This is a genomic window from Acholeplasma sp. ORD1043, from assembly GCF_057808485.1.
Genome location: NZ_JAQLOJ010000010.1, coordinates 1 through 14,528, shown reverse-complemented (window position 1 = coordinate 14,528; position 14,528 = coordinate 1). Strand labels below are relative to the sequence as shown.

The 14,528-nt window shown below is 33.6% G+C and carries 11 protein-coding genes and 1 other annotated feature; all 11 genes read left to right on the top strand.

From position 1 onward, the window contains the following. Positions 1–88 precede the first annotated feature (88 nt). Complete coding sequence (gene rnpA, locus PG914_RS04615; RefSeq protein ID WP_488822539.1) at positions 89–445, top strand: ribonuclease P protein component; 357 nt, start codon at positions 89–91, stop codon at positions 443–445. Continuing rightward, positions 438–1,913, top strand: a complete 1,476-nt coding sequence (locus PG914_RS04610; protein WP_488822538.1) for a YidC/Oxa1 family membrane protein insertase — start codon at positions 438–440, stop codon at positions 1,911–1,913. The genes rnpA and PG914_RS04610 overlap by 8 nt, the downstream gene beginning before the upstream one ends. A gap of 13 nt (positions 1,914–1,926) precedes the next feature. Further along, a complete protein-coding gene (gene jag / locus PG914_RS04605) occupies positions 1,927–2,547 on the top strand; it encodes an RNA-binding cell elongation regulator Jag/EloR (RefSeq protein ID WP_488822537.1) in 621 nt (206 codons plus the stop codon). 163 nt (positions 2,548–2,710) lie between these two features. Beyond that, positions 2,711–3,586: a hypothetical protein gene (locus PG914_RS04600; RefSeq protein ID WP_488822536.1), complete on the top strand. Its 876-nt coding sequence runs from the start codon at positions 2,711–2,713 to the stop codon at positions 3,584–3,586. 14 nt (positions 3,587–3,600) lie between these two features. Beyond that, entirely contained in the window at positions 3,601–4,758 is a 1,158-nt protein-coding gene (locus PG914_RS04595) for a DNA recombination protein RmuC (RefSeq protein WP_488822535.1), read from the top strand. A gap of 23 nt (positions 4,759–4,781) precedes the next feature. Continuing rightward, positions 4,782–5,002, top strand: a binding site (T-box leader). Between the two features lie 44 nt (positions 5,003–5,046). Continuing rightward, the gene (asnS, locus tag PG914_RS04590; RefSeq protein WP_488822534.1) at positions 5,047–6,438 is read left to right on the top strand and encodes an asparagine--tRNA ligase; all 1,392 of its coding nucleotides are present in this window, start codon (positions 5,047–5,049) and stop codon (positions 6,436–6,438) included. 339 nt (positions 6,439–6,777) lie between these two features. After that, positions 6,778–8,394 carry an ABC transporter ATP-binding protein gene (locus tag PG914_RS04585; protein ID WP_488822533.1) on the top strand — a complete coding sequence of 539 codons (1,617 nt, stop codon included), beginning with the start codon at positions 6,778–6,780 and terminating at the stop codon, positions 8,392–8,394. Continuing rightward, positions 8,394–9,320, top strand: a complete 927-nt coding sequence (locus PG914_RS04580) for a carbohydrate ABC transporter permease (protein ID WP_488822532.1) — start codon at positions 8,394–8,396, stop codon at positions 9,318–9,320. Before PG914_RS04585 ends, PG914_RS04580 begins: the two co-directional genes overlap by 1 nt. A gap of 9 nt (positions 9,321–9,329) precedes the next feature. Then, on the top strand, positions 9,330–10,259 hold the full coding sequence (locus PG914_RS04575) for a carbohydrate ABC transporter permease (protein ID WP_488822531.1): 930 nt from the start codon (positions 9,330–9,332) through the stop codon (positions 10,257–10,259). Between the two features lie 43 nt (positions 10,260–10,302). Then, a complete protein-coding gene (locus tag PG914_RS04570; protein WP_488822530.1) occupies positions 10,303–11,736 on the top strand; it encodes an ABC transporter substrate-binding protein in 1,434 nt (477 codons plus the stop codon). Between the two features lie 50 nt (positions 11,737–11,786). After that, positions 11,787–14,483, top strand: a complete 2,697-nt coding sequence (locus PG914_RS04565) for an immunoglobulin-like domain-containing protein (RefSeq protein ID WP_488822529.1) — start codon at positions 11,787–11,789, stop codon at positions 14,481–14,483. The last annotated feature ends 45 nt before the right edge of the window (positions 14,484–14,528 follow it).

Genomic DNA, 14,528 nt, shown 5'->3' with positions numbered 1-14,528 from the left:
GACTACCAGATAATTGACAAATCGTTGTATTTGTTTTAGGCAGTCCTTTATTTTTTAAATTTAATAGAAATAAGTAAAGGTGAGTTTCGTGAACAGATATTATTCACTCAAAAGTCAAAACGAAATAGATGGCATATTCAAGAAAAAGAATTCTGTAGGTAACAGCTATTTTGCGATCTATATGCAAAAGCACGAACACAGACACTTTAAATATGCTATATCAATTGGTAAGAAATACGGAAATGCAGTTGAACGAAATTTGGTTAAACGACGCATTAGATACGTGCTTTCGAAATTTAAAGATGATATCAAAAGCGATGTTTCTTTTGTGATTGTTGTTAAACCTAGTGTTAGTACTTTAGAATACATTAGTATTCTAGAACATGTATCAAAATTGTTACAAAGAGCAAAATTAATAGAAAAAGAGGATCGAACAAATGCGTAAATTTTTAGCAGTACTTACAGTGTTAGCTCTTGGTTTTGTATTAGTTGCTTGTACAGGTAGTGCAAACAAATCAGATTTATTCGTTAGCCCGAATAAGATTGTTTACACTACAGAAGAAGTGACTGGTGGAAAACCTGTCGTATCAGAAGATGACTTTGAAGTCTATGCTATCTTAGACAACCGTTCTGCGGCTCTAATTGATAATGCAGAAGTTGTTACAACAATTGATTTATTATCAGATAGTATCTATAAGGTTACAATCTCTTATAGCGGATATACAACATCATATAATATTTATTTATTTAATGACGCAGCTCCTGATATGGAAGCTGTTGCAGTTCAAGCATTATCTACCTCTTATGGCATTGAGGATGAAGGTGAAAAACTTCAAAATGTCATGAAATTATACTGGACAACTATCATGAGAGAAGTTGATCTAGAAGGTATCTCAGTTTTAACTGCTACATTTGGTGCAGAATCTATGGATGATGTAACTAGTGAACCAGCAGTAAATTACTTCGAAGATGCAAAACCATCAGGTTATGCTGATAATATTAAGAAAATGGAAGCACTAAATGTATTTACATTTAAGTTCCAAGATGCTAAAGAAACAACAGTGATTGTTAAAAACCATACAGTTAAACCTGCCAACGACAATCAATTACCTATTTCTACTGAAATGGAAAACAGTTTCTTAGGTTATATTTGGGACTGGATCTTAATTATCCCCATTTCATTCTTAATGCAATTCTTTGCAAGCATTTTCTTCAACTCATATGCAGTTGGTATCTTATTCGCTACAATTATCGTGCGTACAATCGCATGGCCAATTTATGCAAGAGCTAACGATATGTCAATGAAAATGGCACTTGCACAACCAGATTTAAATAAATTACAAAATAAGTACGCAATGAAGAAAGACCCAGCTAGTCAACAAAAAATGCAAATTGAAATGATGGCAATTTATAAGAAATATGGTATTTCAGTCTTAGGATGTTTAACACCATTATTCCAAATGCCTATCTTCCTTGCAATGTTCCAAGTAGTTTATCGTATTACAAATCCTGGTGGAATGTGGTTAAACCAAATTTCAAACACTAAGATGATGTTTGGTACATTAGATTTAACTTCTACTGGTGGATTCACCGATCCATGGAGTTATATTTTAGCCGCAATTGTTGGTGTTACAATGTGGTTACTACAAAAGTTATCAGCTAAAAAACCAAGCTATGCAAAAAATACTGGTACTCAAGTTAAGACTGAACAAGCTATGCAAACTGAAAAGACAATGAAAACTGTCTCAACAGTCATGATTGCTATGATGACAATCACTACATTCTCATCAGTTAACGCGTTAGGTTTCTACTGGGTAGTTGGTAATATTTACTCAATTATTCAATCAATGATTAATCGTAAGCTTTCAGAAAGAAAGTACCAAAAGCAAAAATCTGCTCAATCCATTGTTTAAGGGGGAATTAAACATGTTAAAGCAAGTTCAAATTGAAGCTAAAAATCTGCAAGAAGCATTAAAAAAAGCATCAGAAGCATTAAAAATTGCAGAAGATAAAATCGATTTAGAAATTCTTAAAGAGAAAAAAGGCTTTTTAGGTGTAGGAGCAACTACAACATACTTAGCAACCCCTAAAATTGACTTGATTACCGAAGGTAAGGTTTACTTAGAAGGTATTGTCACAGCACTTGGTATTGAATGCAAAATGGAAATTAGATCTCATCAACCAAATGAAATATTCTACCGTTTACAATCAAGCGAAAATGCATTATTAATTGGTAAAGATGGTAGAACATTACTAGCACTTCAAACCTTATTAAGAAATCATTTATCATCATTCTCTAAAGACCCAGTACTTGTTACGTTAGATATCGGAAACTATCATGAAAACCGTAAAAAACAATTAGAAATTTTAGCAACTAAAACTGCTAAAGATGTAGCAAGAACACGTATTGCAGTTAAACTTGACCCAATGAACGCGTTTGATCGTCGTATTGTTCATGCCAAACTATCAGAATGGCGCGATGTTGAAACCGAATCTGAAGGTGAAGGCGAAGAACGCGCAATCATTATCAAACCAAGAAAGAAATAAACCTAAAGTGGGACTTAATGTTCCACTTTTCTTTTATTAAATGTTTTCGATTATAATAAGATTATTAAGGATAATAAAGAGTACTTGGAGTATTCTTTAATGTTATAATGTGACTATGAAAAAAAGAAGAAGATTTGGCATTAAATTACTCAAGTTTATATTTATGATTCTCCTATTTTCATTCATGTATTCGATAGGTGTTTCAACCTATGAAAATATTAAGAAAAACGAGAAACTAGAAGAGTTTAAATCACGTGCATATGAGTCAGAAACTGTAACCAAATTTGGTGATACTTATGTATACCATAAAGTAGCTAGAGTTCATGAATGGGAAATTGCAGATGATCGTGATGTTTTTTATGATTCTGTTACACGTCATTACCCTGGTGTTGAGGGTGATATTTTATTAACTTTTGAATCACCATTTCCATACACTCCAGTAATTCACCAAATGCTATCTTTTTGGTTAGGTGGACACGCTGCACTGGTTGGTAAAGACAATCAAATTCTACAATCAACCGGAATGACAGCAAACGGGCTTCTTGATTTTAGTACGATGGTTAATGTCGTATTACATAGAGGTTATGATGAAACTAACGAATATGGTGTTTCTATACAAAAAATCACCAATTATTGGATGGTTCCATATCGCGGTGTAGGACATGCGGAATATCCTTATTATGGAAAATACTATCGTCCTGAAATTTTTGCTGTTAGAACTAAATTTAGAGATCAAAATACACGTCAAGAACATATTGATTCAGCAGTAGATTTTATCGAAGATAAAGTCGACCGCGGTTTATATAATTATCTTTTCATATTCGATACACAAGATAAGTTTTATTGTACAGATTTAGTCACTAGAGCATGGGCTCAAGTAAATACAAATTCAAATCCAAACTATAATTTAGACAAAGATGGATTTATACCTTCTGACTACGATATTCTTTTATCTGATGATGTTTACATCACAATTTACAAGGAAACCATCACAAACGAAGATGGAAATCAAGAAATTCATGTGTATTACTTAGATTAAGGGGGATAAGACAAATGACAAATTTAGAAATAGTATTAATAGCCATTATTACTGGTTTAATCATATTAGTTATCATTCTAGTTTTATTCTTAGTAAAAAGTAAAGAAACACCAGGTGTTATTCAAAATCCACAGGAAGACGAATCAAAGATTCGATATCAAGCAGAATTACTGGCTAAAATTGATGGTTTAAAACAAGAAATCGCAGCACAACTTGAAGTTAAAAATGCTAAAAATAAAGATGAAATTAAAGACGAATTAAATCGATTTAAAGATTATCTAACTCAAAAAGTAACAACAGATGTGACTTCAATCAATGAAAAAGTTGAAACTAGACTTAAAGAAGGATTTAAAACGAGTCAAGAACTATTTGATGGTATTAAAGAACGTCTAACAGTTATTGACACGACTCAAAAAAATATTGAACGATTATCAACTAACGTTGATGAACTCTCTAGTTTACTTTCTGATAAAAAACTTCGCGGTATGTACGGGGAAGCTCAACTCTATAACATTTTAGATAACGTCTTTGGTGAAGGTAATAGAGTTTTATATGAACGTCAAAAGAAATTATCAAATAACGCAATGGTTGATGCAATCATCTATGGCCCTGAAGGGGTTGGAAATATTCCGATTGACTCCAAATTCTCTTTGGAAAATTATTTATTAATGAATGATGATACAGCTTCTCAAGACGCTAGAAATCAAGCTCAAAAAGACTTTAAAACCAACATTAAAAAACACATTGATGATATTAGTTCAAAATATATTCTAAAAGGTGAAACAGCGGATCAAGCAGTTATGTTTATTCCGTCTGAATCTGTTTTTGCTGAAATCCAAGCTAAATATCCGGATTTAATTGAATATTCTCAAAAAAAATCTATTTGGATTACATCACCAACAACACTTGTTTATATGCTTACAATGATTATTGTTATTGCATCTAATATTGATAGAGAAAAGAATGCTGAAAAGATGTTAAAAGAACTAGAAGGGTTATTCAATGATTTTAGATTATTCTTTGAACGTTGGGAAGATGTGAAAAAATCCATTAATAATATCAATAAAGCAGCGGATAGTTTAGAAAAACCAATGGGACGTTTAAACAAAAAGGTATTTAAGATTGAAAAGAGTGATTTTGAATCCTTAAACGACCCAAATGATGTTGAATAAAGCCATAAATTTGATATAATCAAACTAAATCGTAGAGAAGACGAGTAATATGCGTGTTTATTTAAGAGAGTTAATGGTTGGTGAAAATTAACATATTATGCATATGAATAACCCTTTGAGAGACAGAAGAAAGACTTTTTTTAGTTGAGTAGAACTGTACGGTTAACTACCGTTATCAAGTTTATGAGTGCTGGGGAAACCCAGAACTAAGGTGGTACCACGGAATATTTAATTCGTCCTTAGGCTATTTTTAGTCTAAGGATTTTATTTTTTAACAGGAGGTTTAATATGAAATTAACAATTAGACAAATCTTCAAAGATCCAAAAGCTTTTGCTGATCAAGAAGTTGTATTACAAGGATGGATTAGAAACCATCGTGATCAAAAAGAATTTGGATTCATCAATTTAAATGATGGTAGTTTCTTTGAAACTATTCAAGTGGTTTATGAAAGAGAAAAAACAGCAGATTTTGAAGCAGTTACAAGACTAACAGTAGGTTCTTCTATTGAAGTTGTGGGTATCTTGGAATTAACCCCTGAACGTAGTCAACCATTTGAAATCAAAGCTAAAAGTGTGAAACTATTAGGTGGTGCAGATGAAACATATCCAATCCAACCAAAACGCCACACAAGAGAATTCTTAAGAGAAGTTGCGCATCTTCGTCCAAGAACCAACCTTTTCTCTGCAGTATTTAGAGTAAGAAGTTTAACTGCATTTGCAATTCATAAGTTCTTCCAAGAAAGAGACTTTGTTTATGTTAACACACCTTTAATCACCGCTAATGACGGTGAAGGTGCAGGTGAAATGTTTAAAGTTACAACATTAAACTTAGATAAATTACCAAGAACAGAATTAGGTGAAATTGATTTTTCAAAAGACTTCTTTGGCAAAGCTGCGAACCTTACAGTTACAGGTCAACTTGAAGGTGAAGCATTTGCTATGGCTTTCCGTAATATTTATACATTCGGGCCAACATTTAGAGCTGAAAATTCAAACACAATGACACACGCATCAGAATTCTGGATGATTGAACCAGAAATGGCATTTGCTGATTTAGAAGATAACATGTATGTGATTGAATCAATGGTTAAATACGTTATTTCTTATGTGTTAGAAAATGCAAAAGAAGAAATGCAATTCTTCGATAAATTTGTAGAACCTGGTCTACTTGCCAAGTTAGATAAGGTTGTAAACTCAGAATTTAACAAAGTTACACATAAAGAAGCGATTGATATTCTATTAAATTCAGGTGTTAAATTTGAAAACAAACCAGTTCACGGTAGAGATTTAGCAAAAGAACATGAAAAATATCTAACAGAGAAACACTTTGGTACACCAGTTTTTGTAACTGACTGGCCAAAAGATATTAAAGCTTTCTACATGAAAGTGAATGATGACAATGAAACAGTTGCAGCAGTTGACTTACTGGTTGCAGGATCTGGTGAATTAGTTGGTGGTTCACAACGTGAAGAAAGATTAGATGTATTAGAACGTAGAATGGAAGAAATGCATGTTCCTAAGGCAGATTTAGACTGGTATTTAGATCTTCGTCGCTATGGAGGATGTGTTCACTCAGGATTTGGTCTTGGATTTGAAAGATTATTAATCTATCTAACTGGTGTTGAAAACATTAGAGATGTCATTCCTTTCCCAAGAACACCTAAAAACTTAGAATTTTAAAAGTGTGCGAAAAGCGCACTTTTTTCATAAAATTTCGTTTGGATATATTTTTCTAATTCAGTCAACGAAATAATTTTACTAATTTTGCAAAAAATTAAGTAGGTATCAAATATCAATAACGCTTGTATTTAGTCTTGCTTTATCATATAATGATAGATGAAGTTGGAGGAATATGGATTCTTATGAAATTAATGACAGTTAGTTTCGATTTAATTCAAGTAAACAACACCAACGAAACATTCGTTTCTTTTTTAGTATCATTATAAATGCCTATTTCTATGGGCTTTTTTTATGGAAAAATTTTAAAAGAACACAAAAAAAATTAAGGAGCAAGGCAATATGCAAATTAAGTTAGAAGGATTAACCAAGGTATTCTCGGATCCTAAAGCTAAAACCGAAACACGCGCAGTTTCGAATTTAGACATCGTGATTCCTTCAGGAAAATTGGTTGGTCTTTTAGGACCTTCAGGATGTGGTAAATCAACAACCCTTTATATGATTTCTGGTTTACTTTATCCAACAGAAGGTAGAATCTTTTTCGGTGACGAAGACGTTACTGAATTAACACCTGAAAAACGTGGTATTGGATTAGTATTCCAAAACTATGCTTTATACCCTCATATGACAGTGAGACAAAACATCTTGTTCCCACTTGAAAATATGAACTTGCGCAAGGTATCGATTGATGAAGCTTATAAACAAGCACATTTACTCGAAATGCCGAAGGAAGCTAAGGCTTATTATGATTATCAAGTTCAACTTGAAAGTCTTCAAAATAAATTTAGAAGAACAGAAAGTGAAGCTAAAGCTCAATACGATAGCCTTGTATTAGCTGAAGAAAAGAAACTTAAAGATGCTAAAGAATCTAGCAACAAAGAACACTATCAACAAGTTAAAGAAGCTCACAATGGTGTTTTAATTAAACTTAAAGAAGAGCACATTGCTCGTATCAACGCATTTAGAGAAGACTATTTAGCTAAAAAAGCCGAAATCACTCCAGAAAGTCTTGATACATTATATAAAACGATCAAAGAAAACTTTGATCAAAAATATAAAGCATTTCTTCAAAACAAAAAACAAATTATTTCTGAAGCTAAGACTCAAGAAACTGACAAAGAAAAACGTGAAGCCTTGATTAGAGTTCGTCTTGAACAAACAATGACTCCAAGTATTAAACTTGTACACGATGCACGTTCAGTGAATTATAAAAAATATATGATTGAACAAGCTATTGCAATGGCTAAACTTGTTGGTATTGAAGATCAATTAGACAAGAAGCCAGCTCAATTATCAGGTGGTCAACAACAACGTGTTGCGATTGCTCGTGCGCTTGTTAAAAAACCTAAAGTATTATTACTTGATGAACCATTATCAAACCTTGATGCTAGATTACGTTTACAAACTCGTGAAGAAATTAAACGTATCCAAAAAGAAACAGGTATTACTACAGTATTCGTAACACACGACCAAGAAGAAGCGATGTCAATCTCTGATGAGATTATTGTTATGAACTACGGTGAAGAACAACAAAAAGGTCAGCCTCAAGCGGTTTATGATCAACCAGAAAACTTATTTGTTGCTAAATTCTTAGGTACTCCTCCAATTAACCTTTATGAAGGAACAGTTGAAGGTAACAAAGTGTTAATTGATGGAAAAGTCGTCTTTACTTCAAATAAGTTAAAAGATGCTTCATCAAACAAAGTTGTTATTGGTGTTAGACCTGAAGGTTATGAAATATCTGAAGATGGCGCATTAACTGTTCAAGCACAATTCGTTGAAACAATTGGTCGTGACTTAGCACTAGTTGTAAGTCACAAAAATGCATTTAATGGATCAATGAGAATTATCTTAAACAATGATGAAGTTAATGTTAGTGGCATGAAAGAAGTTAAGTTTAACTTGAAACCTCGTAAGACCTTTATTTTTGATAAAGAAACCGGTAGGAGAATTGCGTAATGTTAAGCCATAAAAAAGATAGGATTGCATGGCTCTATATAGCCATTCCGCTATTCCTATTAACAGTATTCACATTTTATCCATTGATCAAAACCGTATTGATTTCTTTCTTTACGCAATATAACCCAACAAATGATACATTTGGTAGCTATTTTGATTTAATGGCATATCAAGCAGTGTTCATAGATAATTCTTTCTTCACAGCACTTGCTAATACTACTGTCTTGGTTATTTTCACTGTCGGGGGTTCAACCATCTTAGCATTGTTAATTGCTGTTGGTTTAAACTCAATCAAGCCACTTCAAAAAATATTCCAAACAATTTTCTTTATTCCTTATGTAACTAATACACTTGCTGTTGGTATGGTATTTAGCTTAATGTTTGCCCATCCAACTGTCTCAGGTGGAATTCCAGAAGGTCTAGTTAATACAATACTCAACTTAAAATTAGACTGGATTGGTGACACAGCCCCATATGAACGCTGGATGATGGTAGTTGTAATCTATAACATTTGGAATGCGTTACCATTTAAAATTTTAGTATTTATCGGTGGACTTCAAAGTATTTCTAAACAATATTATGATGCAGCCAAAATTGACTCGACACCAAAACGTAGAGTATTCTCAAAAATTACAGTTCCTCTACTTTCCCCATTGATTAGTTATATTGTTATTACTTCATTAATCGGTGCATTTAAGACTTATGAATCTGTCTTAGCGGTTGCTGGTGAAGGTAGATACCTATATCAAGGTAAATGGACTGTCGTTGCTTACGTCTATAGTAAGATTAAGGGCGATGGCTGGTTAGATGATAATTTTGTCTCTTACTATTCTAAAGGTGCAGCTGCAGCGGTAATTTTATTCCTTATTATTATGATTATCACTGTGTTCAACCTATATGTAAGTAAGAAGAAAGTACACTATTAGGAGGGCGCTATGACAACAATTAAAACAGATTATACACACAATAAAAAAATCGTAGCTCAAAAATCAGCAATGATTACTTCTAAGATCTTTACCTACTTATTCTTAACAGTTGTTGCGATTATCGTTTTAGTTCCATTCTATTGGATGCTAAACGTATCATTCCAAAGTAGTGAGGAAGTTTTAAACTCTGCAAATATTAGTTTATTTCCTAAAGTATTCTCCCCACAAAACTATATAAATGTTTTCTTCTATTCGCAAGCATCACAAGGAAGTATTACATTCTCCACATATTTATTTAATACAATTGTGGTTGCATTAGCATCTACATTATTAGGAACCCTATTCTCTATCTTTGTTGCCTTTTCATTAGCAAGATTAAACTTTAAAGGACGCGAATTAATTTTCACTCTTTTACTTGCAACAATGATGATTCCAGGGGAAATGATGGTTATCTCAAACTTCATTACAGTATCTAGATTAGGCTGGTTTAATGCTGATGGAATTGAGTCATACTACGCAATGGTTATTCCGTTCCTAGTATCTATTTACCACATTTATCTTTTAAGACAAACATTTAAACAAATTCCAAATGAGCTCTACTATGCTGCAAAAGTCGATGGAACTCGTGATTTCGTATATTTATGGCGAGTAATGGTACCAATGGCTAAGTCAAGTATTATTACAATTGTAATTTTAAAAATTATGGGTTCATGGAATGCATACATCTGGCCAGATATGGTTGCTAACGCGAAATATAAACTCGTAACAACATGGCTAAGAAGTTCATTCACAGACCAATCATCAACTGGTTCTGGTAGAACATTAATCAATTACCAAATGGCTGCAACTGTTATTGTTACGGTTCCACTGTTATTATTATTCGTAATTTTTAGAAAATATATTATGACAGGCGTATCAAGATCAGGTGTTAAAGGTTAAAACCTAATAAAAATATTTTCAAAAAAAAAGGAGAAAAGAATCGATGAAAAAAGTTTATATAACTTTAATGGCTTTATTCGTCAGTTTCGTGCTTGTTGCATGTGGCGGCGAAAGAACCGGTAAAGTTGGTGGAAAACTAGTTGAATGGTACGAACTACCAGAAACAGCTGTTTTTGATACAACTAAACCTGTAACAATTAATTTTTGGCACCGCATGGGAGCCGCAAGTCAGGAACTATTAGTATCTTGGATTGAGGATTTCCAAGAATTATATCCAAACGTTACGGTAGTTCAAACTAAGATTTCAGATGATTATGGTGCTCTTGCTGATACAATTGCATTATCAATTGCTGCAGGTAATGAACCCCATATCGCAGAAAGTTATCCTGACCATATTGCAAGATATGCTACAGCTGATGCTCCGCTAGCATTAAACCACTTTATTTCTCATCCAGTTTATGGAATGACAGAAGAAGAAGTCAACGACTTCTTACCAGGTTTATGGGCTGAAAGTGTTGGTTATGATAATGAGGGTACAGTTTTATCACTTCCATTCTCTAAATCAAGTGAAGCATTCTTCTATAATGCCTCATATTTCGAAAAATATGGTTATGAAGTCCCAACTACTTGGGAAGAAGTATTTGAAATCGCTGCAGATATTAAATTAAGAGAACCAGATGCTACACCATTTGGTTACGATTCATCAGATAATTTATTTATTACTGGTGCTAAACAATGGGATGCTCCTTATACAGGTTACAATGAGGTAACTGGTCAAGGTGAAATTCAATTTGCAAATGATAAAAACAAAGAAATGCTTATGTATTTCAAAGATAAAGTAGACAAAGGTTTAATGATTACTAGAAGTTTAAATGGTGCATATACATCAGACATCATGAAAACTAATAAAAAAGTATACATGTATGTTGGTTCAACTGGTGGCACACGTTACGCTTATATTGGTGCTTCAAATGAAGTAATGCAATCTGGATATCGTGTAGGTGTTGCTCCACTTCCTGGTAAAGATGCAGAACATGCATTCCAAATCCAACAAGGACCAAACATTAATCTATTCAAAAAATCAAACGAACAAGAAATGTTAGCTTCATGGTTATTCATGAAATTCATCACACAACCAGAAAAGAGTGTTGAATTTGGTACACCATCTGGTTATGCTCCAACTAGAAAATCTTCTTATGAGACTCAAGAATGGTTAGATTATGTTGCATCAATTAACCCGAATGCAACAACATCTGTGGACTTACAAAACAAATTAGTAAAAGAAGCGATTGAAATTTTCAATCAATATCAAAATAATTTCTTCACATCAGCTGTCTTCGGTTTAGGATCAAAAACTAGAACTGAAGTTGGTAAGATGTTAGATAGAATTTTCAAATATACTCCATCTAGCGATGATGACTTAGAAGCATTCATCCAAAGAGAATTCGAAGATACTTACGACTTTATTAGAAACTAATCTGTATTTCATGTTATTTAAATAAAATTTATATAAAGGAGATAAAATACATGAAAAATGTTTTAACCGCATTTCTAGTAATGTTATTCTCTGTTGTACTCTGGGCGTGTGAACAACCAGTTGACGGAGCTTTAGCAAAATTAGATACAGCGTCTCAATCATTGACACAACTTATCAATGATCCATCAAACATAACAGGTAACTTCCAATTACCTTCAACTATGACTGGTGGTGTTACCGCTACATGGGAATCAAGTGAGACAGGAATCCTTTCATTTGGTGAACCAAATGCAGCAGGTTTTATCATTGCTACAGTTAATCGTCCTATCAAAGGACAAGGGGATGCCAAAGTTACAATCACAGCAGAGTTAAAAATCAAATCAGAATTATCTGATGATATTTTAACTAAACTTTGGTCAATAGAATTAACAGTAAAAGAAAAAGAAGTCGCTGATATTGAAATCAATACAGTTGCCGATATTCTAGCGCTTACTGATGAATCATACGATGGTACATATCAAGTTGAAATTGCTAATATGACCGTCTTTGCTAAGAGTGCTTCTGAAGCATGGGCTTATGATGGAACAGGTATTATTCAAATCTATCAAGGCGCAGCTAAAGATTTAGAAGTAGGTAAAGTATATACAGTTTCTGGTACAATTGACTGGTACTATGGTATCTGGGAAATCACTGAATCTACAGCTGTAGAACAAACTGATGCAACTCCTCAAATGCCAACTAAAGAAGTTATCACAAACATTAACGAAAAACGTGATGCATGGGTTAATGCCGGTGTTCATGAGTCAGCTTACGGTACAGTTGCAGACGGCAATTTTGAAGCAGTTTATGCAAGAGTAACTGGTAAAGTTTATATGATCCCTGGTGATACTGGTAACTATAACACCTATTTATTAGATGTTGCACAATCTACTGAAGGTTGGACTACTGGTTCACAAGATAATCCTGCTATGGGCTTCATGTTCTATTATGGTACAAGTGATTTCGCATATGTTAAATCATTTAACGGTTATGAAGTAACAATGGATATTGTTATCTATACTTACCGTTCAAACAATCATGCATTCGCAGTTTATTATGTAGGCGGCCCAACTGGTATCGTTGCTACATTAAATGATGCTCAAAAAGTTGAATTAGCTAAGAATGCAACCACATTACCTGCAGAAGTAGTTAAAGCTGGTAATGTAACATTACCTGCTACAGATGCAAATGGTGTTCAAATTTCATGGGCATTCAAGAATGCTGATGATCCAAATAATGCATTATTAAACTTAACAAACGGTGCTGTTACAATGCCTGCTGAAGGTTTAGCTACTGTTACAGTTGTTGCTACATTCCAATCAGGTTCAGTAACAGATACTAAAGAAATTTCAATGGTTGTCGGTTTACCTGCAGTTTCAACTGTTGCTCAAGCTTTAGCTAAGACTTCAGGCTATGTAAGAATCCATGCAACAGTACTAGGATATTCTGCAAATGATACAATCGTTGTATTCGACGAAACTGGCTTTATTGCAACATTCCACAACGCTAAAGACGTAGACTTAATTGCTCTTGTTGGTAAGGAAGTTGAAATCTTAGGTCAACGTGGTGCATACCAAGGCTTACAACAAATTACAAACTATGAATTCACTGAATTAGGTGCTGGTGCTGCGTTACCAGAAGCTAAAGATCTACGTGAAGTAGAATCATGGGCTGCTGCTGACTTATTACCATTCCAATCAGGTTTAATCAGTCTTTCAAATATGAAAGTTCAATCAATCACTGCTAATAACTTTGGTAATGTCGATTTAGTATTATTAGATGAAGTAACTAACAAGACGATCAGATTCTTCTGGGATTCTAGAGTTACGGCATTAGATGATTCTACATTCATCGCTGCTTTAGAAGTTGGTGATTATGTATCAATTGAAGGTGGTTTATTAGGTTGGGCTAGCAACAATGCATTTGTAACAATCTACAAAGCTTCTCAAGCTTCAGAAGGTGCTACCCCGGTATTAACTGATGCTGAAGAATTAGCATTAGACAAAGCTGAATTAACATTACCTGCTACAACTACTGTTGACTTAGTATTACCAGCAACTGGTGCGAAAGGTTCAACAATTACTTGGGCTACTTCAAATGATGCTGTTATCGCTTTAGACGGCAAAATTACAAGAGGCGAAAATGATGTTGTTGTTACATTAACAGCTACATTAGTAAACGGTGAAGAAACAGATACTAAAGTATTTGAAATCACTGTAAAAGGTACTGCAGTTGAAACATTCACAGAAACATTTGATGGTGCTTCAGAATTATCAACAAACTCTTCATCATACACTAATGGTACATATACTGCTCAAGGCGTTGTATGGACATGGGTACATGCAATGAATGCTACAGCTCCTGCTGATAGTACAATTGATGGTGCTGGCGTATTATTACGTCGTGCAAATGAACCTTCTTCATTACAAGCAGTATTTGCTGATGGTTTAGATGGATTCTCATTTGAATACCGCAAGGTATTCACTGGTGGTACTCCAAGAACATACAAAATTGATGTTACAGCTAATGGCGTAACAACAACATATGATATCCCTGCTTTTGGTGAAGGTTCTGGTGCATTAACTACAGTGTTTACTTATACTTATGACGGACCAGCATTAACTGGTGAAGTTACAGTTAAGATTTATGCTACAGGTAACGACGGTAACCAACAAATGGTTATTGACAACTTTAGTTGGACAAAATAATTAATTTTAAATTCAACAAATAATAAGAAAAAGGCGGATTCAAAA

Excerpts from the sequence above, each read along its gene's own strand:
- PG914_RS04610 (WP_488822538.1), top strand. The coding sequence starts at position 438 with ATGCGTAAATTTTTAGCAGTACTTACAGTGTTAGCTCTTGGTTTTGTA.
- jag (WP_488822537.1), top strand. The coding sequence starts at position 1,927 with ATGTTAAAGCAAGTTCAAATTGAAGCTAAAAATCTGCAAGAAGCATTA.
- PG914_RS04600 (WP_488822536.1), top strand. The coding sequence starts at position 2,711 with ATGATTCTCCTATTTTCATTCATGTATTCGATAGGTGTTTCAACCTAT.
- PG914_RS04595 (WP_488822535.1), top strand. The coding sequence starts at position 3,601 with ATGACAAATTTAGAAATAGTATTAATAGCCATTATTACTGGTTTAATC.
- asnS (WP_488822534.1), top strand. The coding sequence starts at position 5,047 with ATGAAATTAACAATTAGACAAATCTTCAAAGATCCAAAAGCTTTTGCT.
- PG914_RS04585 (WP_488822533.1), top strand. The coding sequence starts at position 6,778 with ATGCAAATTAAGTTAGAAGGATTAACCAAGGTATTCTCGGATCCTAAA.
- PG914_RS04580 (WP_488822532.1), top strand. The coding sequence starts at position 8,394 with ATGTTAAGCCATAAAAAAGATAGGATTGCATGGCTCTATATAGCCATT.
- PG914_RS04575 (WP_488822531.1), top strand. The coding sequence starts at position 9,330 with ATGACAACAATTAAAACAGATTATACACACAATAAAAAAATCGTAGCT.
- PG914_RS04570 (WP_488822530.1), top strand. The coding sequence starts at position 10,303 with ATGAAAAAAGTTTATATAACTTTAATGGCTTTATTCGTCAGTTTCGTG.
- PG914_RS04565 (WP_488822529.1), top strand. The coding sequence starts at position 11,787 with ATGAAAAATGTTTTAACCGCATTTCTAGTAATGTTATTCTCTGTTGTA.